The 19969-nt window shown below is 62.9% G+C and carries 17 protein-coding genes; 13 read left to right on the forward strand and 4 right to left on the reverse strand.

The features are described 5' to 3' along the window. Window positions 1-87: 87 nt before the first annotated feature. Both ACYVOC_RS16400 and fabI read right to left on the reverse strand, forming a co-directional pair. Complete coding sequence (locus ACYVOC_RS16400; RefSeq protein WP_116003560.1) at window positions 88-936, reverse strand: DNA ligase; 849 nt, start codon at window positions 934-936, stop codon at window positions 88-90. Between the two features lie 94 nt (window positions 937-1030). Beyond that, entirely contained in the window at window positions 1031-1831 is an 801-nt protein-coding gene (gene fabI / locus ACYVOC_RS16405; protein ID WP_116003561.1) for an enoyl-ACP reductase FabI, read from the reverse strand. A 125-nt stretch (window positions 1832-1956) separates the two neighbouring features. On the opposite strand from fabI, the gene ACYVOC_RS16410 reads away from it, so the two are divergent. From ACYVOC_RS16410 to ACYVOC_RS16440, 7 genes are all read left to right on the forward strand, one after another. Continuing rightward, window positions 1957-3738: an extracellular solute-binding protein gene (locus ACYVOC_RS16410; protein WP_461162478.1), complete on the forward strand. Its 1782-nt coding sequence runs from the start codon at window positions 1957-1959 to the stop codon at window positions 3736-3738. A 63-nt stretch (window positions 3739-3801) separates the two neighbouring features. Further along, window positions 3802-4989: an acyltransferase family protein gene (locus tag ACYVOC_RS16415; RefSeq protein ID WP_461162479.1), complete on the forward strand. Its 1188-nt coding sequence runs from the start codon at window positions 3802-3804 to the stop codon at window positions 4987-4989. 6 nt (window positions 4990-4995) lie between these two features. Beyond that, window positions 4996-6021: a microcin C ABC transporter permease YejB gene (locus ACYVOC_RS16420; protein WP_461162480.1), complete on the forward strand. Its 1026-nt coding sequence runs from the start codon at window positions 4996-4998 to the stop codon at window positions 6019-6021. A 14-nt stretch (window positions 6022-6035) separates the two neighbouring features. Then, on the forward strand, window positions 6036-6455 hold the full coding sequence (gene mntA / locus ACYVOC_RS16425) for a type VII toxin-antitoxin system MntA family adenylyltransferase antitoxin (protein ID WP_461162481.1): 420 nt from the start codon (window positions 6036-6038) through the stop codon (window positions 6453-6455). Then, window positions 6448-6867 (forward strand): type VII toxin-antitoxin system HepT family RNase toxin, encoded by a 420-nt coding sequence (gene hepT / locus ACYVOC_RS16430; protein ID WP_461162482.1) that lies wholly within the window; start codon window positions 6448-6450, stop codon window positions 6865-6867. The genes mntA and hepT overlap by 8 nt, the downstream gene beginning before the upstream one ends. Further along, window positions 6867-7907, forward strand: coding sequence for an ABC transporter permease (locus ACYVOC_RS16435; RefSeq protein ID WP_461162483.1), 1041 nt, complete (start codon window positions 6867-6869; stop codon window positions 7905-7907). Before hepT ends, ACYVOC_RS16435 begins: the two co-directional genes overlap by 1 nt. Next, window positions 7904-9538 (forward strand): ABC transporter ATP-binding protein, encoded by a 1635-nt coding sequence (locus tag ACYVOC_RS16440; RefSeq protein WP_461162484.1) that lies wholly within the window; start codon window positions 7904-7906, stop codon window positions 9536-9538. Before ACYVOC_RS16435 ends, ACYVOC_RS16440 begins: the two co-directional genes overlap by 4 nt. Before the next feature lie 75 nt (window positions 9539-9613). Here ACYVOC_RS16440 and ACYVOC_RS16445 read toward each other — a convergent pair whose 3' ends face one another. Beyond that, on the reverse strand, window positions 9614-10189 hold the full coding sequence (locus ACYVOC_RS16445; RefSeq protein ID WP_461162485.1) for a lipocalin family protein: 576 nt from the start codon (window positions 10187-10189) through the stop codon (window positions 9614-9616). A gap of 209 nt (window positions 10190-10398) precedes the next feature. Between ACYVOC_RS16445 and ACYVOC_RS16450 the strand changes: the two genes are divergently transcribed. Next, a complete protein-coding gene (locus ACYVOC_RS16450; RefSeq protein WP_116003568.1) occupies window positions 10399-11367 on the forward strand; it encodes a cation diffusion facilitator family transporter in 969 nt (322 codons plus the stop codon). Window positions 11368-11405: 38 nt separating this feature from the next. On the opposite strand, the gene ACYVOC_RS16455 is transcribed toward ACYVOC_RS16450, so the two are convergent. Continuing rightward, window positions 11406-14186 (reverse strand): cation-translocating P-type ATPase, encoded by a 2781-nt coding sequence (locus ACYVOC_RS16455; RefSeq protein ID WP_461162486.1) that lies wholly within the window; start codon window positions 14184-14186, stop codon window positions 11406-11408. Between the two features lie 318 nt (window positions 14187-14504). On the opposite strand from ACYVOC_RS16455, the gene ACYVOC_RS16460 reads away from it, so the two are divergent. The 5 genes from ACYVOC_RS16460 (at window position 14505) to ACYVOC_RS16480 (ending at window position 19954) form a co-directional block, all read left to right on the forward strand. Then, the gene (locus ACYVOC_RS16460; protein ID WP_461162487.1) at window positions 14505-16046 is read left to right on the forward strand and encodes an RNB domain-containing ribonuclease; all 1542 of its coding nucleotides are present in this window, start codon (window positions 14505-14507) and stop codon (window positions 16044-16046) included. A 149-nt stretch (window positions 16047-16195) separates the two neighbouring features. Further along, complete coding sequence (locus ACYVOC_RS16465) at window positions 16196-17419, forward strand: MFS transporter (RefSeq protein WP_233521095.1); 1224 nt, start codon at window positions 16196-16198, stop codon at window positions 17417-17419. A gap of 21 nt (window positions 17420-17440) precedes the next feature. After that, complete coding sequence (locus ACYVOC_RS16470; protein ID WP_461162488.1) at window positions 17441-18913, forward strand: RNB domain-containing ribonuclease; 1473 nt, start codon at window positions 17441-17443, stop codon at window positions 18911-18913. A 146-nt stretch (window positions 18914-19059) separates the two neighbouring features. Then, window positions 19060-19398: an ArsR/SmtB family transcription factor gene (locus ACYVOC_RS16475; RefSeq protein ID WP_461162489.1), complete on the forward strand. Its 339-nt coding sequence runs from the start codon at window positions 19060-19062 to the stop codon at window positions 19396-19398. A gap of 55 nt (window positions 19399-19453) precedes the next feature. Next, entirely contained in the window at window positions 19454-19954 is a 501-nt protein-coding gene (locus ACYVOC_RS16480; protein WP_461162490.1) for an arsenate reductase ArsC, read from the forward strand. Window positions 19955-19969: the final 15 nt, after the last annotated feature.

The raw sequence follows: 19969 nt of genomic DNA on the forward strand, positions 1-19969 counted from the left end.
ATGAAAAACCAGTATTGCTCGCCTGCCCAGCATCGTCAAGACCCTGCCTGAGACTCATTGCTAATCAAGTAAATATGTAGCTATCGATCAGTGTGGCATGTCTTCGCGCATCCGCACAAAACTGGCAAAGCGCGGCAATCCGCCGTCGTGCGTACCGCGAAAGCGGTACGTCACCCAGCTTCCCTCCGGGGGTGGCGTCTGTCGTTGTGTGTCTGTGAAACCGGCTCCCAGTCGAAACCGCTGGCCTGATGGCATCTCCACCAGCAAAGCCCCCATGCGCCCGGTATGGCGGCCTTTGCCTGGGAGGTGGGCAATGACGCGGGCTTCTGCATCTTCGTGGGTTTTGACCTTGACCAGATCGTCGCTGCGGCCTGACTGGTACCGCGAGCTGCCCCGGTGCAGCATCAGTCCTTCGCCGCCCGCGCGCACAGTGCGTTGCAAAAGGGCCTGGAGCGCTGTGTCGGTCGCGACCCGCTTTTGTGCCACCGCTTGCACCCAGGGCTGGCCGATGCGTTCGACCACAGCGTTGAGCGCGGGAATCCGTTCGTCGAAGGTGCCCGCGTTTTGGGGCAAGTCAAAGACCATGAAGCGCATGGCCCGCCAGGCGGTGTCGTCAGGCCGCTGCTGGCGGGTGGTGGACTGGGCATGCGCAAAGCGCCCACGCCCGGCCCACAGTTCGCCGTCCATGGGCGTCGAAGGCCAGCCGGTGGTGAACCATGCTGGCGCTGCCACTGTTTCACCACCCCTGGTGCGCAGCGTGTGTCCGTCCCAGTAGCCGCGTACGCCGTCGTATTTTTCGCTCACCCAGTAGTCGGCCAGCAACATGCCTGGCCGGTACACAGTCGCCAGCAGCAAGGCTGGCGCATCCGCGGCATAGACCCCAATGCCGGGCAGGGCGGACAGTGCCAGCCAAGTCAGACAGTGTCTGCGGCGCATGCTACGCAATGGAGGGTGCTATTGAAGATATAGCTGCTTGCGCTTTATGGGTGGTCGCTAGCAGCCATTTTTACTGCTAATCCTGCGGGGCGGGTCAGACCTGGTCGGCGGAAAGGCCCGCCGTCTGGCTGAAGCCGCCGTCCACATAGGTGATTTCGGCTGTCATGCCGCTGGCCAGGTCGGACAGCAGGAATGCCGCCACATTGCCCACATCTTCAATCGTCACGTTGCGGCGCAGGGGCGCGGCATCGGCCACGCGGCCCAGCAGCTTGCCAAAGTCCTTGATACCGCTGGCCGCCAGCGTCTTGATGGGTCCGGCGCTGATGCCGTTGGCACGGATGGCGCGGCCATCCTCGGTGCGGCCCACGGCTTCGGCCAGATAGCGTACGCTGGCCTCTAGGCTGGCTTTGGCCAGGCCCATGGTGTTGTAGTTGGGGATGGAGCGCAGCGCACCCAGGTACGACAGCGTCAGCAGCGACGACTTGTCGTTCAGGTAAGGCAACGCTGCCTTGGCCATGGCCGGGAAGCTGTAGGCGCTGATGTCGTGTGCAATGCGGAAACCTTCGCGCGAGAGGCCTTCGAGGAAGTTGCCGGCGATCGCTTCGCGTGGCGCAAACCCGATGCTGTGCACAAAGCCGTCAAATTTTGGCCACGCCTGGGCGAGGTCGGTGAACATGCGTTCGATCTGCTCGTCGCTGGCCACGTCGCAGTCAAAAATCAGCTTCGAGTCAAACTCGGCGGCAAAGTCGGTGATGCGGTCTTTGAAGCGCTCGCCCACATAGCTGAACGCGAGTTCAGCGCCTTGCTGGTGGCAGGCACGGGCGATGCCGTAGGCGATGGAGCGGTTGGACAGTACGCCCGTGATGAGCAGCTTCTTGCCGGTCAGAAAACCCATGTTTGTTCTCCTGTGGAATGCGGAATATCGGCAGACCACCGGCCGAGGGGCGTTCACCCCGCTGCCTGCGCAAAAATGCTGCCGACGTAGGGCAGAATTGTCGCATGCGGTACTTGGCTCTTTTCATGCTCTGGGTCTGCGCCGTACCGGCGTGGGCTGCGCATGCGTATGCACTCTGGGGCGAGCCCCTGTATTCGGCGGGCTTCACTCATTTTGCGTATGTCAATCCGGATGCACCCAAAGGCGGAGACCTGCGCCTGGTGAGCAACGTGCGCACCTCCACGTTCGACAAATACAACCCGTTCACCATGCGTGGCGCGGCGCCCGCTTACCTTAGCGAACTGATGTTCGACAGCCTGCTGACCGGTTCGCTGGACGAAACCGCCACGGGTTACGGTCTGCTCGCCGAGGATGTGGGTGTGGCGTCCGATGGCCTCTCTGCCACTTTTCGCCTGCGGCCCGAGGCGCGCTTTCATAACGGCGATCCGGTGCTGGCGCAGGACGTGGCCTGGACGTATGAAACGCTGGTGGGGCCGTTTACCTCGCCCGCCTACAAGACGCTGCTGATCGATGTTGCAGGGGTGGATGTGGTAAATGACCGCACAGTGCGGTTTCGCTTCAAAAACCCGAACCGCGAGCTGCCCCTGACCGTTGGAGGGCTGCCCATTTTCAGTCGCGCCTGGGGTATGGAAGGCGATAAGCACAAGCCCTTTGACCAGGTTGTGACCGACATTCCCATTGGCAGCGGCCCCTACAAAATCGGCCCGGTGCGCTTTGGCAAGGACATTACCTACGTGCGTGATCCCCAGTATTGGGCGCGTGACTTGAACGTACGCCGGGGTCAGAACAATTTCGACCGCATCGAGGTGAAGATTTACAAAGACGCCACGGCACGCCTCGAAGCCTTGAAGGCAGGCGAATTCGACCTGATGCGTTTCTTCAGCGCGGGCGACTGGGCGCGACGTGTCAATGGCAAAAAATTTGATACCGGCGAGTTGGTGAAGGGTGAATTCACGCACAAGCTGCCCTCCGGGTTTCAGAGTTACGTGCTCAACACCCGCAGGCCGTTTTTGCAGGACGAGCGCGTGCGCGAAGCCCTGGGCCTGGCGATTGATTACGAGTGGATGAACCGCCAGCTGTTCTACGACGCCTACCAGCGCGTGCACGGCCTGTTTGGCAACACCCGCTGCGAGACAAACGGCAGCCCGTCGCCGCAAGAACTCGCACTGATGGAGCCTTGGCGCAAGAGCATCCCGCCCGCTGCCTTCGGCCCCATGCCACAGCCCCCGCGCACGGATGGTTCGCACAGCCTGCGGGACAACCTGCGCCGTGCCAAAGCCTTGCTCAACGAAGCCGGTTGGGCCGTCAAGGACGGGGCGCTGCGCAACGCGCAGGGCGAAGCCCTGGTGCTCGAATACATGGACAGCAACGAGGGCGGCGTGCGCACTGTCACGCCGTGGATGCGCAACCTGGAAAAGCTCGGCATTGCCTTGCGTTTTCGCTCTGTCGACTTCGCGCTGTACCAGCAGCGCCTGCAGAAGTTCGACTTTGACATCACCTCGATTGCCTACCAAGGCACGAACAACCCCGGTCAGGAGTTCGCGGACTTGTTTGGCAGCAAGGCTGCCGACACCGAGGATTCAGGCAACTTCACCGGCGTGAAGAGCCCAGCCGTGGACGCCATGATCCGCGCCATGACCAGCGCCAAGACGCAGGAGCAGCTTTTGCCCGCCTGCCATGCGCTCGAACGCATCATCGTCGCGGGCCACTACCTGATTCCGCAGTGGACCGCGGGAACGCACCGCATGGCCTACAACGCCTGGCGGCTTGCCAAACCGGACATGGTGCCGCCGTATTCTCCGGGGGAGACCTGGGTGCTTGGCATCTGGTGGGCGCGAATGCGATGAAAGCTACTCAAGATTTTTGGCTGCACCTTGTGTGGTCACAAGCGCACTTGCAGCGAGCATGAAATGTCTTCGTTCGTGACGTCTTTGGGCTCAACGTCTATGTCGCCGGGCTCCCTTGATCGGATCGCGGGCTTGGATACCTTGCGCACCATAGCAATTTTCCATGTGATCTTGGCGCATGGCGCGATGATGTTCATGCCACAGTTCTCGGGGGTTCTTGGCAAGATAGTTTGGCTGCTGATAGCAACCAATTTTGGAGTTCCGCTTTTTTTTGTGTTGAGCGGATTTCTTATCACGCGTCAGTTGGCGGCTGCCATACCCATTGGAACGTTCTATCGCAATCGTTTCGCTAAAATATATCCGATGTACCTGGTTTCTGTGCTGGTTTTTGGATTATTGCATGCGATTGACGATCCATTCATCTGGGGGTTGCATATACTCGGTATGCAAAACATATCTGATGCGGTATCATCACGTATTTCAGGCCACTTGTGGAGTTTGGCTGTAGAAATGCAGTTTTATGTGCTTGTGCCTTTTTTATTTATGTGGGCCTATCGCGTACTGACTTCATTTTTGGTGGCATTTTTGGTTGTTTCCAGCTTTGTTGCGCATGCGCTCTGGTTGCTTGCGTCTCCAGCAGCGCAGACGGTTCGCCTTGCCGCTATTCTAGATGTATATCAATTTTCCAGTTTTAATTTCATTGCTCTTGTTTTGGGGGCATGGCTTTATCGTATTTATAGCAATAATCTGATTTTTCCCGCAGCAAAAACTCTCGGAATTTTGGCTGTGATTGGCATGCCCATAATCTGCCTGTTGGTCGTTCCTGGTCTCCGCGTAGACGAAGTTGATCTGCGAAAAAATAGTTCTCTTCTGGCCATGTTGGTGCTGGTTTCGCTGCCTCCAATTGCATCGGTGTCTCTGGTGTATTTCTCTCTGCGAAAAAATTGGTTTCAATCCCCAAGATGGCGCCCTATTGCGGCGTGGGTTGCGGCCATTAGCTATCAATGGTATTTATGGCATCCATTGATTTTGATGGGTTTTGCGAAAATAATGGAGCACAACCCGGATTTCAAGAGATGGGTAGGAGAGCATCCGTGGACTTCACTCGCCATATATGGGGGGTTATCCATGGCGCTTTCCAGTATTGCGTACCGCTGGTTGGAAAAGCCGGCGTATCGTTGGCTTTCCGGGGCAGCTGTCGGCCGACCGTCTTGTGGCAAAGCCGTGTCGCGTAGCGACGCTATGACGTAAAACTTCATGCTGGCCTACATCCTCAAACGCATCCTGCTCATGCTGCCCACGCTGCTGGGCGTGCTGCTGCTTACTTTTGCCGTGGTGCAGTTTGTTCCCGGCGGGCCGGTGGAGCAGTACCTGGCCGAGGCCAAGGCCGGAGCGGCGGGCGCGGAAGGTGGTGGCATGGGCTACCGGGGCGCGCAGGGTGTGGACCCCAAGCGCTTGGAGCAGATCAAGGCGCAGTACGGTTTTGACAAGCCGCCGGCCGAGCGCTTTGTGCAAATGCTGGGCCAGTTCGCACGTTTCGACCTGGGCCGCAGCTTTTTCCAGAACAAGGATGTGTGGCAACTGGTGAAAGAGAAGCTCCCGGTGTCGATCAGCCTGGGGCTCTGGACCTTCTTCATCAGCTATCTGGTGGCCGTGCCGCTGGGCGTGGCCAAGGCGGTGCGCGCCGGGTCGCGCTTTGATCTGGTGACTACGCTGCTCATCCTGGTGGGCTATGCCATTCCCGGCTTCGTGCTCGGGGTGGCCTTGCTGGTCATCTTTGGTGGGCAGTTGCAGTGGTTTCCGCTGCGCGGACTGACGTCGAGCAACTGGGATGAACTGGGCTGGGGTGCGCGCATCGTGGATTACCTCTGGCACATCACCCTGCCCATCATCGCTATGGTGCTGGGCAGCTTTGCGGTGACAGCCATGCTGACCAAGAACGCCTTTCTGGAAGAGATCCGCAAACAGTATGTGCTGACGGCGCGCGCCAAGGGGCTCTCGGAACGCCAGGTGCTTTGGAAGCATGTGTTTCGCAATGCGCTCATTCCCATCATTACGGGCTTCCCGGCGGCGTTCATTGGGGCGTTTTTTACCGGCTCGCTGCTCATCGAGACACTGTTCTCGCTCGATGGCCTGGGTCTGCTCAGCTACGAGAGCGTGATTCGGCGGGATTATCCCGTGGTGCTGGGCACGCTGTACCTTTTTACGCTGATCGGCCTGTTCACCAAGCTGATCTCTGATCTTTGTTATGTGTGGGTAGACCCGCGGGTCAAGTTCGATTGAAAGGTTGCAGGCGCATGGCAATAGATATTTCTGTGGCGCAAGAGACGGTCGAACGCATCGTAGGCATGCTGCAGCGTCGCGTGCCCGGGCTGCTTGCCGTCTACGGATTTGGCAGCCGGATCCAAGGCGCGGCGCGTGCCGACAGTGACCTCGACATGGCTGTACTCGTGGCGGGATATGCCGACGTTCTGCTGCTCTGGCAACTCTCGGGCGAACTGGCAGACATCGCCGGGTGTGCGGTCGATCTGCTGGATTTGCGCGCCGCTTCCACCGTGATGCAGTACCAGATCATCACGACCGGGGCGCGTTGGTGGGCCAAGGACGCGCAGGCGGCCTTGTTCGAGAGCGCTATCCTGAGTGAGAAAACGGCCCTGGATACGGCCAGGGCGGGATTGCTGGGTGACATTGCCCTGAGTGGAACCGTGTATGCATGATGACGTATTGATCAACAAGGCGGCAACGATTGAGCGCTGCGTGGCGCGAGCGCGGGAAGAGTATTTCCGCGATCCCGGCAGCTTTGGCACGGATTTCACTCGGCAGGATGCCGCCATCCTCAACATACAGCGCGCCTGCGAAGCGGCGCTGGACATGGGCCAGCACCTGATACGGCGCGAGCGCTTGGGCATACCGCAAAGTGCGCGCGATGTCTTTGCACTGCTGGCGCAAGGCGGCTGGATCACTCCCGCCCTCGCCGAAGGGTTGAAGCGCATGGTGGGCTTTCGCAACATTGCGGTGCACGATTACAAAGCCCTTCAGCTGCCCATTACCGTGGCCATCATCGAGAAGCATCTTGACGAATTCTTGCAATACAGCCAAGCCGTATTGCTTGGGCGCCCAAAAGCGTGATGTCTTCTGTTGCGCCCTCCCTTTCCCCTTCGCGCCGCGCTTGGCTGCGGTTCAAGCGCAACCGCCTGGGCTATTGGAGTCTGGTGGTTTTTTGTGTGCTGGTGGCGCTGAGCCTGTGCGCCGAGCTGGTCAGCAACGACCGGCCGCTGATCGTGCGCTACGAGGGGCAGACCTATTTCCCGATGCTCAAGGACTACCCCGAGACCACGTTCGGCGGCGACTTTCTCACGCCCACCGACTATCTCGATCCGTTCATCCAACAAAAACTCAGCCAAGGCAGCAACTGGGCGCTCTACACCCTCAACCCCTACGGCCCCAACACGCTGAACTATTTTGCCAAGGCGCCCAACCCTTCTGCGCCCACACCGGACAACTGGCTAGGCACCGATGACCGGGGGCGCGATCTGGCGGCGCAGCTGCTTTACGGCTTTCGGGTCAGTGTTCTGTTTGCGCTGGCGCTCACGGTGACCGGCGTGCTACTGGGGGTGATCACTGGCGCCATCCAGGGTTTCTTTGGCGGCAAGACCGACCTGGCGTTTCAGCGCTTCATCGAAATCTGGGGATCCATGCCTGAGTTGTATCTGCTCATCATTTTTAGCGCCGTGTTTGCGCCCAGCATTTCGCTGCTGCTCATCTTGCTGAGTTTGTTTGGCTGGATGGGCCTGTCGGACTACGTACGTGCCGAGTTTTTGCGCAACCGCCAGCTTGATTACGTGAAGGCTGCGCGGGCCCTGGGCGTGGGCAATTGGCAAATCATCTGGCGCCACATCCTGCCCAACAGCCTCACGCCGGTGGTCACGTTTTTGCCGTTTCGCATGAGTGCGGCCATTCTGGCGCTGACATCGCTCGATTTTCTCGGTTTGGGCGTGCCGCCGGGGACGCCGTCGCTGGGTGAATTGCTCAGCCAGGGCAAGAACAGCATCGATGCCTGGTGGATCTCGCTGTCCACCTTTGCGGTATTGGTGGTCACGCTCCTGCTGCTGACCTTTATGGGCGATGCGCTGCGCGATGCGCTCGACCCTCGAAAGGCCGAAAAATGACGACAGCATGGGGTAGCCCTCTGCTGCAAGTGCGTGGTCTGCACGTGCGTTTTGGCGCGAAAGAAGTCGTTCGGGATATTTGCTTCGACATCTCGCCAGGCGAAAAATTCGCACTGGTGGGCGAGTCGGGTTCGGGCAAAACCATTACAGCGCTCAGCCTGCTGCGCTTGGCGAGCGATGCCGTCTTGCAAGGCAGTGCCGTGTTCAAGGGCCGCGATCTGCTGGCGCTTTCTGAGCGCGAAATGCGCGGTGTGCGCGGCGGCGACATCGCCATGATTTTCCAGGAACCCATGACGGCGCTCAACCCGCTGATGACCGTGGGCCGACAAATCAGTGAAGTGCTGGAGCTGAAACAGGCGCTGTCGCAGGCACAGTCTTGGCAGTCCGCGATTGAATTGCTGGCAAGCACCGGCATCCCCGAGCCCGAGCGGCGGGCCACGGCCTTCCCGCACCAGCTCTCGGGCGGGCAACGCCAGCGCGCCATGATTGCCATGGCCCTGGCCTGCCGACCGGCGCTGCTGCTGGCCGATGAACCCACTACTGCGCTCGACGTCACGCTGCGCGGCCAAATTCTCGACCTGCTGGCCGACCTGCAGCGCCAGACGGGCATGGCCGTGCTGCTCATCACGCACGACCTCAACCTGGTGCGCCGTTTTGCCGACCGCGTGGCGGTGATGGAGCAGGGCGTTTTGGTGGAACAGGGGGTGGTGACCGATGTATTCGCAAACCCCCAACACGCCTACACGCGCCGCCTGATTGCCAGCCAGCCCCAGCGCGACGTGGTCGAAGAGGAGCCCGATGCGCACGCACAGGCTGTGCTGCGTGCGCACAACCTGCGCGTTGTTTATCCAACGCCTTTGCCCGGCGTGCGCGGGTGGTTCAAGAAAGGCGAGTTCATTGCTGTGGACGGAGCCGACATGTGCCTGCTCCCTGGTCGCACGCTGGGTGTGGTGGGTGAATCGGGCTCGGGCAAGTCCACGCTCGCGCAGGCATTGCTGGGCCTGCTGCCGCACCAAGGCAGCGTGGAAGTGGCTGGAAGCGCCTGGCAGGCGCCAGCAGCGCGCAATACCCAGCACAACCAGCGCCTTCGCCAGCAGATCCAGGTGGTCTTCCAAGACCCGTTCTCGTCGCTCTCTCCACGCCTCACGGTGGAAGAAATTGTCGGCGAGGGTTTGCGTGTGCATGCGCCCGGTTTGCCCGCGGCTGACTTGCGCCAGCGGGTCGAAGCGGCGCTGCATGAGGTGGGTTTGAGCGAAGACCAGTTCCCCGGCCTACTGGCGCGCTACCCGCACGAATTCTCGGGCGGCCAGCGCCAGCGCCTGGCCATTGCGCGCGCGCTCATCGTGCAGCCCCAGGTGCTGGTGCTCGACGAGCCGACCAGCGCGCTCGATGTCACCATCCAGCAGCAGGTGCTGGCCTTGCTGCAACGGCTGCAGCGTGAAAAGGGCCTGAGCTACGTGCTCATCACCCATGACGTGGATGTGATCCGCGCCATGGCGCACCAGGTCCTGGTGATGAAAGACGGTGAAATCGTTGAAAACGGCCCGGTGGCACAGGTGCTCGATGCGCCGCGCCACCCTTACACCCAGCGACTGGTGTCTGCTGCTGGCGTGGTCGATGTGAATTTTTAGCAAAAAACGGCTCTAAGGCTTATACGGTAAGCGCTGACGGCTATTAAAAATATAGTTGCAGCAGAGCGGTTTTTTTCAGTCTGTGGTGCTCGCACCCTCTTGCGGCACCCACAGGACCTGCTGCTCATCCACGCCCAGTGCACGGGCCTGATCCATGAGTTTGTCTTTGACATCCTGGGCCAGTGTGGGCGTGCGCGACAGAATCCAGAAGTAATCCAGGCTGGAGCCGACCACCATCGCCCACTGGTACTGCGGGTCGAGCGCCACCACGTTGTAGCCGCCATAAAACGGGCCAAAGAACGACACCTTCAGCGCCGCTTGCGTGGGCGCACCCACGAAGCGAGCCTTGCCTGTCGACTGCTTCCACTGCCGTCGCTCGGGATCAAAGCCCCGGTTGACCACGCGGATCGTGCCGTCGTCGTTGCGGCGGTAGTCGGCGCCGGTGCGCACCAGGCCTTTTTCAAAAATATGGTCGATGCGCGCGACCTCGTACCAGTGGCCCGCGTAGCGGTCCACATCAAAGTCCACCGGCTGTATGCCCGGCGGCACGCGCGTGGCGCAGGCGCTCAGCGCCAGGACGCAAATCAGTGCGCCGCCGCCCAGGGCAAGGGGCAGCCAGGGGGCGCGGCGCGGAGGGGGAGGCAAATGCATGGGGGCTCTCCTGGTCGATGTGTTGTGCACAAGCGCCAAAAGCAGCGCATGCCTGACTTTAGGCGGGCCGCCAAACAGTGCCTGTAGGCCGATGCTGGCATTCGATGTCAGGCAGGGCGGGGCTGCAGCGCTGGTGGGTGCGGGTAAGCTAGCACCTGCAGGGCGTGCAAAGGGTGCATGCCTTGCCGTCACTCAGGCAGCCATAGACCATGCAATTCAACGACCTCGCAGACAGCCACGAAGACACCGAACACAGCCGAGCAGAGCGCACGGCCGCTGCGTCGCGCAGCACCTGGGTCAGCGTGGGGGTCAACCTGGTGCTTTCCAGCATCCAGATCGTGGTGGGCGTTTTTTCCAAATCGCAGGGCCTGATTGCCGACGGCATTCACTCGCTGTCCGACCTGGTGGCCGACTTCGTGGTGCTGTTTGCCAACCACCATGCCCAGAAAGAGGCCGACGAGGAACACCCCTACGGCCATCAGCGCTTTGAAACCGCCGCCTCACTGGTGCTGGGCCTGTTGCTGCTGGGCGTGGGCGTAGGCATGCTGTGGCAGGCCGCCATCAAGCTGGAAAACCCCGCCGAAGTGCCCAAGGTGCACGTGATGGCCCTGTGGGTGGCCGGTGCCGCGCTGGTGGGCAAAGAGCTTTTGTTTCGCTACATGCTGGCGGTGGCCAAGCGCGTCAAGTCGAGCATGCTGGTGGCCAATGCATGGCATGCCCGCTCGGATGCGGCCTCGTCGCTGGTGGTGGGGATCGGCATTGCCGGCAACCTGATGGGCTACCCGCTCCTGGATCCGATTGCGGCGTTGATCGTCGGTTTTATGGTGGCCAAAATGGGCTGGGAGTTTGGCTGGGACGCGCTGCACGACCTGATGGACCGCTCGGTGGACGAGCAGGAGGTGCAGGCCATCCGCCAAACGCTGCTCGACACCCCAGGTGTGAGTGGCGTACACGATGTGCGTACACGCAAAATGGGCGACATGGTCGTGGTGGATGCGCACCTGGAGGTCAACGCCGCGCTCACTGTCGAGGCAGGTCACGACATTGCCGTACTGGCGCGCCAGCGGGTGCTGCAAAGGCACCGCGTGCTCAACCTGATGACCCATGTGGACCCCTGGCGCAAGCCCGATCTGGACCATGCGCCGCTGCCCGTGCGCGGCAGTACCGCACAAGAGTAAGCCGCCCCGCACCGCAGGGCGCGGCTGTGCCTCGCGGGTCAGGTGGTGGCGGGCGGTGCGAGCCGGTTGCGGCGCCAGCGCAGGCCCACGGTGCGCACCAGCTCCAGCCAGGCCAGGCACAGCGCGATCAGCACGGCGGCCGCGGCCAGGCCCTGGCGGCCGGGTAGCTCCAGCCCCATGAGTGCGCGCAGCCACGGGATGCCCAGCACGGCCAGCAGCAGCAAGCCCATGCCGGCGGCCATGCCCCACAGCCAGGGGTTGCGGTCGGTGAAGCCAAACCAGGCAGGGCGCGAGAGGTCACGGTTGGCCCAGATGAGCAGCATCACGCCCAGCACCAGCGTGCCAAACACCACGCTGCGCCCTTGTGCATGGCTCCAGCCCTGGTCGATCAGCCAGGCTTGCCCGGCCAGCAGAACAGCCGCCATGCCCAGGCCCTGCAATACCGAGTAGAGCAGCGGCGCGGCTGCAAACGGCGAATCAGCCACCGGGCGCGGCGCGCGCTCCATCAGGTCCTCGGCCTCGGGCTCAGCCTCGAAAACAATGGAGCAGGCCGGGTCGATCAGCAGCTCCAGTAGCACAATGTGCACCGGCAGCAGCAGCACCGGCCAGTGCAGCAGCGTGGGCACCAGCGCCAAGGCGATGATGGGAATATGCACGGCGAACACGAAACGCACCGCCTTGCGGATGTTGTCGTCAATGCGCCGACCCTGTCGGATGGCGGCCACGATGCTGGCAAAACTGTCGTCCAGCAGCACCAGCGCAGCGGCCTCGCGTGCCACGTCGGTGCCGCGCTCGCCCATGGCGATGCCCACGTCGGCGGCCTTGAGGGCGGGGGCGTCGTTCACGCCGTCGCCCGTCATGGCGACCACCTCGCCCGAGGCGCGCAGCAGTTGCACCAGGCGCAGCTTGTGCTGGGGCTTGAGGCGTGCGCACAGGTCCACATGTTGCAGGCGCTGGCGCAGGGCGGCATCGTTCATGGCCTCCATCTCGGCGCCGGTGATGACGTCGGGGCGGTCTGAGAGCCCCACTTGCTGCGCGATGGCGCGGGCCGTGGCGGGATGGTCGCCCGTCATCATGATCACGCGCACGCCGGCGCGCCGGCATTCGGCCAGGGCGGCGGGCACTTCGGGGCGCGCTGGGTCGGCCAGTGCGACCAGGCCCAGGAATTCAAAGTCGAAATCGTGCTGGCTTTGCGGCCACGGCGGGGCGCCGTCCTGGCCCGATGGGGCAGCGTTCCAGCGCCCGCACGCCACCCCCAGCATGCGCAGGCCGCGCTCGGCCATGGCTTCTACCTGGCGCTGGATGGCAGCTCTTTGGTCGGTGCCGAGGTGGCACAGGTCGGCCACGGCTTCGGGCGCGCCCTTGGTCGCCAAAAGATATTGCGCAGGGCGGGTGCTGGCAAACACCCGCGTCATGGCCAAGATTTCGCCCGACAGCGCGTATTCAAAGGTCGGCTCGCGCCCGTCGTGTACGTGCTCGGTGCCGGCCAGCCACTGGTGGCCAAAGTGCTGAATGGCCTTTTCCATCGGGTCGAACGGATCGCCTGGCGTGGCCAGCATGGCGAATTCGACCAGGCGGTGGAATTCCTCGGGCAATTCCTCGGGCCTGTCGCTGGCGCCTTCGGGCGTGAACTGCGCATCCGCCGTCTGCAGTGCTGCGACGGCCATGCGGTTGGTGGTGAGCGTGCCGGTCTTGTCCACCGCCAGCACCGTGATGGCGCCCAGCGCCTCGACGGCGGTGATGCGCCGCGTCAGCACTTTTTGCTGCGAAATACGCCACGCACCCAGCGCCAGAAACACGGTGAGGATGACGGGGATTTCTTCGGGCAGGATGGCCATGGACAGGGCAATGCCCGAGAGCAGGCTCTCGAGCATAGGCCGGCCATTCCACCCCCAGTTCAGCAAGATTTGAGCGCTGGCCAGCACCAAGGCGCCTGCACCGAGCCGACGCACCAGTTTGCGCGAACCCTCTTGCAATGCGGACACCGCCTCGGTGGTGGCGGCCAGGTCGGCGCCGATGCTTCCTACGGCCGTGTGGGCGGCGGTGGCCTGCACCTGCGCCACGCCCACGCCGCGGGTCACTACGGTGCTGGCGAACAACATAGCCCCCACGCTTGCCACTTCGTGTGCTGCGCTGCCCCCCAAGGGGGCTGGCCTGGCTTGGGGCGGCCCGGCGCTGGCGGCCGACGCTCCCACGCTTGCCACTTCGTGTGCTGCGCTGCCCCCCGAGGGGGCTGGCCTGGCTTGGGGCGGCCCGGCGCTGGCGGCCGTTGCCTCCGCGCTGGCAGAGCCCTGTGCGCCTTGCGCAGCAGGCAGTTTGGCCACGGGTACGGCCTCGCCCGTCAGCAGCGATTCGTCCACTTCCAGCAAGCCTTCCAGTAGTTGTGCGTCGGCGGCGATGCGGTCGCCCTCATGCAGCACCAGCAGGTCGCCGCGCACCACGTCGCGCCCGGCAATGCGCTGCTCTTGTCCGTCCCGGATGACCAGTGCGCGTGGGGCAGACAGGTCGCGCAGCGATTCGAGTGCGCGCTGCGTTTTGCGCTCCTGCACCAGCGTGATGCCAATCACCACAAACACGAAGCTGAGCAAGAAGATCGCCTCGGCGCGGTCGCCTAGCGCCAGGTAGATGCCGCCTGCGGCCAGCAGCATGAGGAACATGGGCTCGGTCAGCACATCGCGAACGATGGCGAAGGTGGTCTTGGGTGCGCTGCCGGGCAGCAGATTCGGGCCCTCTTGGGCCAAGCGGCGCGCTGCCTCGGCGGCGCTCAGGCCGGTGTGGGGTGGCGTTGTGCCGGGTGGGGGGGCTTGGTTGGCGGGCATCGTGATTTTTCTCAGGGCCAGGGTACACAGCTTTTGGCCCTAACAATCCAGGGCGTGGTCTGTTGCCAGTGTAGACAGGCCGCCAAAGGGGGGGATCTGGCGATTTTTAGAATTTAGATGAAATGGGCCTCAAACGCTTGTCTATCAAGCGCAAGCAGCTATTGTTTTTGTATTTTCGATGCTGTCGCCAAAGCAGATGACCTTGCACGGCGAAGGAAAAACGAACGCAATGGACCAGTGCGTGCCAGAGCCGCCGCTTGAACCGCGACCACGCGCCGGTGGTGCCCGCGCAAGCCGTGGACGTTTTACTATCGCGGCATGAGTGATACCCCCAACGACCCAACTGCCGCCCTCGCATCCACCGCCACCATTGCCCGCCGCAGCGATCTGGTGCGGCTTGCCGTGGTGGCCATGCAGGCACATGGACTGGCCCCTGAGTTCTCTGCCGACGCACTGGCCGAAATGGCGGCCATTGCCGGTCCGTCGCAGGAGTCGGGCGCCGGTATCGAGGACATGCGCGCGCTGCTGTGGTGCTCGATTGACGACGATGATTCGCAGGACATCGACCAGTTGAGCGTCTGCCACGAAGCAAAAGACGGCTGGCGCGTGCTGGTCGCCATTGCCGATGTCGATGCGCTGGTGCACAAAGACTCGGCCATTGACCTGCATGCGCAGGTCAACACTGCTTCGGTCTATACCGCAGCGCGCGTGTTTCCCATGCTGCCCGAGCGGCTCTCCACCGACCTGACCTCGCTGGGTGCGCACCAGGATCGCCTGGCCATCGTCACAGAAATGGTGGTGGACGCGCAGGGGCAGGTGGGTAGTTTCAGAATCTGCCGTGCCCAGGTGCGCAACCAGGCCAAGCTGGCCTACGACTCGCTCGCGGCCTGGCTGGACGGCAATGGCGAGCTGCCCGCTGCCGCCCGCGCAGTACCCGGTATGGATGCGCAGCTGCGAGGTCAGGACGCTGCCGCCCAGGCGCTGCGCAAACGCCGCACCGCACGCGGTGCGCTGCAGTTCGAAACTTTTGAGCCGCGTGCACAGGTGCAAGGCGAGCAGGTGGTCGCCATCCTCCAGCGCGCGCACAACCGCGCGCGCCAGCTGATCGAAGAATTCATGGTGGCGACCAACATTTGCACCGCGCAGTTTCTGGAGAAACACGGTGGCCTGGCCATGCGCCGCGTGGTGCGCTCGCCCGAGCGCTGGAGTCGCGTGGTCGAGGTGGCCAAAAAATTGGGCGACACATTACCCGCCGAGCCCGACGCGAAAGCACTGGAAGCCTTTCTGGAGCGCCGCCGCGAGGCCGACCCGCTGCGCTTTCCCGACCTGTCGCTCACCATCGTGCAGTTGATGGGCGCGGGTGAATATGTGGTTGAAGATGCCCAGCCTGGCGCCCCGGTGGACCATTCGAAAACCGTGGCGGTCGAAGACTATGGCCATTTTGGCCTGGCGATTCGGGACTACGCACACTCGACCGCGCCCAACCGCCGCTACCCCGATCTCATCAGCCACCGGCTGGTCAAGGCCGTGCTGGCGAGCCTGCATTCGCCCTACAGCGTGCCTGAGCTGCAGGCCCTGGCCGAGCACTGCAACCGCCAGGAAAGCGCTGCCAAAAAAGTGGAACGAAGCCTGCGCAAATCCGAGGCTGCGCTGTTCTTGCAAGACAAGAGGGGTGCCGAGTTCGACGCCATCGTCACCGGCAAAAACAACCGGGGCACTTGGGTGCGCACGCTTGTGCCACCGGTTGAGGGAAAGCTGATGAATGCCGGGCCCGAGGTCGACGTGGGCGAGAAGCTGCGCGTCAAGCTGATCAGCACCGATGTGGCCCAGGGATTTATCGACTTTGCGCCCAGCCCGTGAGGCATTGAGCGTCACACTCAGCATGCTGACAGTTTGAATGAAAAGTGGCTCTAACGCTTTCTGGATAAGCGGGAGCAGCTATGATTTAAAGAGTTTCCTTGCCCATGGCGCCTGCGCGCTGCCCGAGCCACACAAACCCAGATCGCGCTATGCCATCCCTTCCATCCAACGATCAGGCTGCCCCGCAGCCCCATCCAGGTAAGCGCATGCCCCAGGTGCACCCCGATGTGCTCAAACTCGGCCTGGTGAGTTTTCTCACCGACCTGAGCTCGGAGATGATTTTCTCGGTGTTCGCCGTGTTCTTCACCACGGTCGCCGGGGCGTCGAGTGCGCTGCTGGGGCTCATCGAAGGGCTGGCCGATTTCTCTGCCTCGTCGCTCAACTACCTTGCTGGATGGTTGTCGGACCGCACTGGCCAGCGCAAATGGTTCGCGACCGCAGGCTATGGGTTTTCGGCGCTGGCCAAGATGATTTTGCTGGTGTCCTCGTCCATCACCGGGCTGGCCGCGTTCCGCGTCATCGAGCGCCTGGGCAAAGGCTTTCGCGGGCCACCGCGCGATGCCTGGCTGGTGTCGGTGGCCGGTGAGTCCTCGCGCGGTTTTGCGCTGGGGGTCCACAAGGCGCTGGACAAATCGGGCGCCGTATTCGGCCCCCTGGTGGCCTACGGTTTGTTGAAGTGGCTGGGCGAATCGGCCAGCACCTACAGTGTGCTGTTCCTGGTGGCTGTCGTGCCTGCGGTGCTGGGCGTTGTGGTGCTTACGCTGATCCACAACCCGCCGGGCCAGCCCCACCCGCGCGAGAGCTTGCATGAGAACTGGCAGCAACTCAGCCCCGGTTTCAAGCGCTTTCTGCTGCCCGCCGGTGTGTTTGCGTTGGCCTACTTCAGCCTGGGTTTCTTTTTGCTGCGCGCGCACGGCGTGGGCTTTAGCCTGACGGATGTGGTGCTGCTTTACGCCCTGTTCAACACCACCTGCGTGGTGGCCGCGCCGCTGGTGGGCCACCTGGGCGACCGGGTGGGGCGCAGCCGCATCGTGTTGCTGGGCTACGCCGTGTACGCCGGCCTGAACCTGTGGATGGTGTTTGCCAGCACGCGCTGGGAGATGGTGGCCGTGTTCTGTCTTTATGGCGTGTTCTATGCGATTGAAGAGTCGCAGAGCAAGGCCTTCATTGCCGACATCGAGCCCGAGCGCCGCGCTACGGCCATGGGGGCTTACAACTTCGTCACCGGGACTTTGTACCTGCCGGCCTCGCTGGTGGCAGGGGCGCTGTGGACGGTGTCTCCTAGCCTTGCCTTTGGCTTGGCCACCGCGTTGGCGTTGGCGGCCATGGTGATTTTTGTGCGCGTGCGGCCTGCCGCGCATCCCATGCGCTGACGACTGCCCTACAGTGACACCATGAGCCATCCACAAACCTTCCGCCGCAGCGATCTGGTCCGCATTGCCACCGAGGCCATGAAAGAGCGCGGCCTGGAGCCTGAGTTTCCCGCAGGCGCGCTGCGCGAGCTGGCAGCGCTCACCGGCCCGGGCGTGGACACCAGTCCCACCATCCGCGATCTGACCGCGCTGCCCTGGTGCTCCATCGACAACGACGACTCGCTCGACCTGGACCAGCTCACCGCCTGCGGGGCCATGGGCGGCGGCGCGGTGAAGATTTTTGTCGCCGTGGCCGATGTGGATGCGCTGGTGAAGAAGAACTCCGCGATTGACCTGCACGCGCGTACCAACACCACCTCGGTCTACACCTCTGCGCGGATATTCCCCATGCTGCCCGAGCGTCTCTCCACGGATCTGACGTCCCTCAATGACGGGCAGGAACGCCTGGCGATCGTCACCGAAATGGTGGTCGATAAGGATGGCGTGGTGACGCACAGCACTGTGCACCGCGCCCGCGTGCGCAACCAGGCGAAACTGGCCTACGACGCGGTCGCCGCATGGATAGAAGGCGAGGGTGATTTGCCTGAGGCAGCGCACGCCGTGCCAGGCATGGACGAACAACTGCGTACGCAGGACGCCGTGGCCCAGCGCATGCGCGTGCGCCGGCGTGACCAGGGTTCGCTGGAACTGGAAACCTTCCAGCCGCGCGCCGTGTTCGAGGGCGAGCGCGTGGTGGGCATCGCCCAGCAGGTGCAAAACCGTGCGCGCCAACTGATCGAAGAATTCATGATCGCCACCAACACCTGCACGGCGCAGTTCCTGGCGCAACACGGCGGCAGTGCCCTGCGCCGGGTGGTGCGCTCGCCCGAGCGCTGGCTGCGCATCGTCGAAGTGGCCAGCAAATACGGCGAATCCTTGCCCAAAACGCCCGATTCACGCGCGTTGGAGGGTTTTCTGGCACGCCAGCGCAAGGCCGATCCGCTGCGCTTTCCCGATCTGTCGTTGGTCATCATCAAGCTGATGGGCTCGGGCGAATACGTGGTCGAGCACCCGCACGGCGAGCCCATCGGCCACTTTGGTCTGGCGGTGCGCGACTACACCCATTCCACCGCGCCCAACCGCCGCTACCCCGATCTGGTCAGTCTGCGCATGGTCAAAGCGCTGCTGCAAAGCGAGCGCTCGCCCTACGGCGCGGCGGAGCTGGAGCTTCTGGCCGAGCACTGCACGCAGCAGGAAGACGCCGCACAAAAGGTGGAGCGCAGCGTGCGCAAGTCCGAGGCGGCGCTGTACCTGCAGGGCCTGGTGGGCAGAAAATTTGACGCCGTCGTCACCGGCGTCACCGACCGCGCCATGTGGGTACGCATCTTTTCCCCGCCCGCCGAAGGCATGCTGGTGGGCGGCGGCACCCACCTGGACGTCGGTCACAAACTCCGCGTCAAGCTGGTGGATACCAATGTGGAGCGCGGGTTCATCGACTTCGAGCAGGTGCTCTGAGGCGTGGCTGAGAATCAAGAGAAATCGGGTTCTAGCGCATAGCAGGAAAGCGTTGGTAGCTATTCAATAGATAGCTTTTGAGGCGTGATAGATGGTATTTTTGGATTGTCATTGCAATTATTCAATTATTGTTGAATAATTAATGAATGGACAAAACCACCGCCACCACTGTCTTTGAATCGCTGGCATCGGGCGTCCGCCTGGATGTCTTCCGCCTGCTCGTCAAGCAAGGCCCGGAAGGCCTGGTGGCCGGCGAGATTGCGGCCACGCTGGGGGTGCCAGCCACCAATTTGTCGTTCCACCTGAAGGCGCTGACGCAGGCCGGCCTGCTGAGCGCCACGCAGGAGGGGCGCTACCAGCGCTACCGCGCCAACATCGCCCTGATGGTCGAACTGATTGCTTACCTGACCGACGAATGCTGCGCCGGCCACCCCGAGGCTTGCCTGCCGGTCGGCGCCATGGCAGCCTGCACCAACTGCCCCTGAAGCGTGCAAAACGCAGCTCTTTTTCACTCCACCATCCTTCTGATCGACCCACCCCATGCGCAATGTCCTGTTTCTCTGCACCCACAACTCCGCCCGCAGCATCCTGGCCGAGGCGCTGCTCAACCACCTGGACGCCCAAGCGCCCACGCAGCACTGGCGGGCATGGTCGGCTGGCAGCAGCCCCCGGCCCGGGCAGCAGCCCCACCCGCTGGCGTTGGAGACGCTGCAAAACGCCGGCATTTCCACCGATGGCCTGCGCAGCAAGAGCTGGGATGAATTCGCCGCCCCCGGCGCGCCGCACATGGATTTGATCGTGACCGTGTGCGACGGCGCGGCGGGCGAGGTGTGCCCGATCTGGCCGGGCCACCCGGCCAGCGCGCATTGGGGCTATGCCGACCCGTCGGCGGGCGATGCGCCGGATGCCGTCAAACGCGAGGCCTTCCGCCAGACGCTGCACGCTATCAAACGCCGCCTGGAGTTGCTGCTGAGCCTGCCGCCCGAAAAGCTGGAAAAAAACCTGTTGCAGGACACCGCGCGCGGCCTGTCTTCCCACTGAAAACCAGGAGTTCAC

Source organism: Simplicispira piscis (genome assembly GCF_054783455.1).

Bases quoted from the DNA above. Each gene is read 5' to 3' on its own strand.
- ACYVOC_RS16400 (WP_116003560.1), bottom strand. From the start codon at position 936: ATGCGCCGCAGACACTGTCTGACTTGGCTGGCACTGTCCGCCCTGCCC.
- fabI (WP_116003561.1), bottom strand. From the start codon at position 1,831: ATGGGTTTTCTGACCGGCAAGAAGCTGCTCATCACGGGCGTACTGTCC.
- ACYVOC_RS16410 (WP_461162478.1), top strand. From the start codon at position 1,957: ATGCTCTGGGTCTGCGCCGTACCGGCGTGGGCTGCGCATGCGTATGCA.
- ACYVOC_RS16415 (WP_461162479.1), top strand. From the start codon at position 3,802: ATGTCTTCGTTCGTGACGTCTTTGGGCTCAACGTCTATGTCGCCGGGC.
- ACYVOC_RS16420 (WP_461162480.1), top strand. From the start codon at position 4,996: ATGCTGGCCTACATCCTCAAACGCATCCTGCTCATGCTGCCCACGCTG.
- mntA (WP_461162481.1), top strand. From the start codon at position 6,036: ATGGCAATAGATATTTCTGTGGCGCAAGAGACGGTCGAACGCATCGTA.
- hepT (WP_461162482.1), top strand. From the start codon at position 6,448: ATGCATGATGACGTATTGATCAACAAGGCGGCAACGATTGAGCGCTGC.
- ACYVOC_RS16435 (WP_461162483.1), top strand. From the start codon at position 6,867: ATGTCTTCTGTTGCGCCCTCCCTTTCCCCTTCGCGCCGCGCTTGGCTG.
- ACYVOC_RS16440 (WP_461162484.1), top strand. From the start codon at position 7,904: ATGACGACAGCATGGGGTAGCCCTCTGCTGCAAGTGCGTGGTCTGCAC.
- ACYVOC_RS16445 (WP_461162485.1), bottom strand. From the start codon at position 10,189: ATGCATTTGCCTCCCCCTCCGCGCCGCGCCCCCTGGCTGCCCCTTGCC.
- ACYVOC_RS16450 (WP_116003568.1), top strand. From the start codon at position 10,399: ATGCAATTCAACGACCTCGCAGACAGCCACGAAGACACCGAACACAGC.
- ACYVOC_RS16455 (WP_461162486.1), bottom strand. From the start codon at position 14,186: ATGCCCGCCAACCAAGCCCCCCCACCCGGCACAACGCCACCCCACACC.
- ACYVOC_RS16460 (WP_461162487.1), top strand. From the start codon at position 14,505: ATGAGTGATACCCCCAACGACCCAACTGCCGCCCTCGCATCCACCGCC.
- ACYVOC_RS16465 (WP_233521095.1), top strand. From the start codon at position 16,196: ATGCCATCCCTTCCATCCAACGATCAGGCTGCCCCGCAGCCCCATCCA.
- ACYVOC_RS16470 (WP_461162488.1), top strand. From the start codon at position 17,441: ATGAGCCATCCACAAACCTTCCGCCGCAGCGATCTGGTCCGCATTGCC.
- ACYVOC_RS16475 (WP_461162489.1), top strand. From the start codon at position 19,060: ATGGACAAAACCACCGCCACCACTGTCTTTGAATCGCTGGCATCGGGC.
- ACYVOC_RS16480 (WP_461162490.1), top strand. From the start codon at position 19,454: ATGCGCAATGTCCTGTTTCTCTGCACCCACAACTCCGCCCGCAGCATC.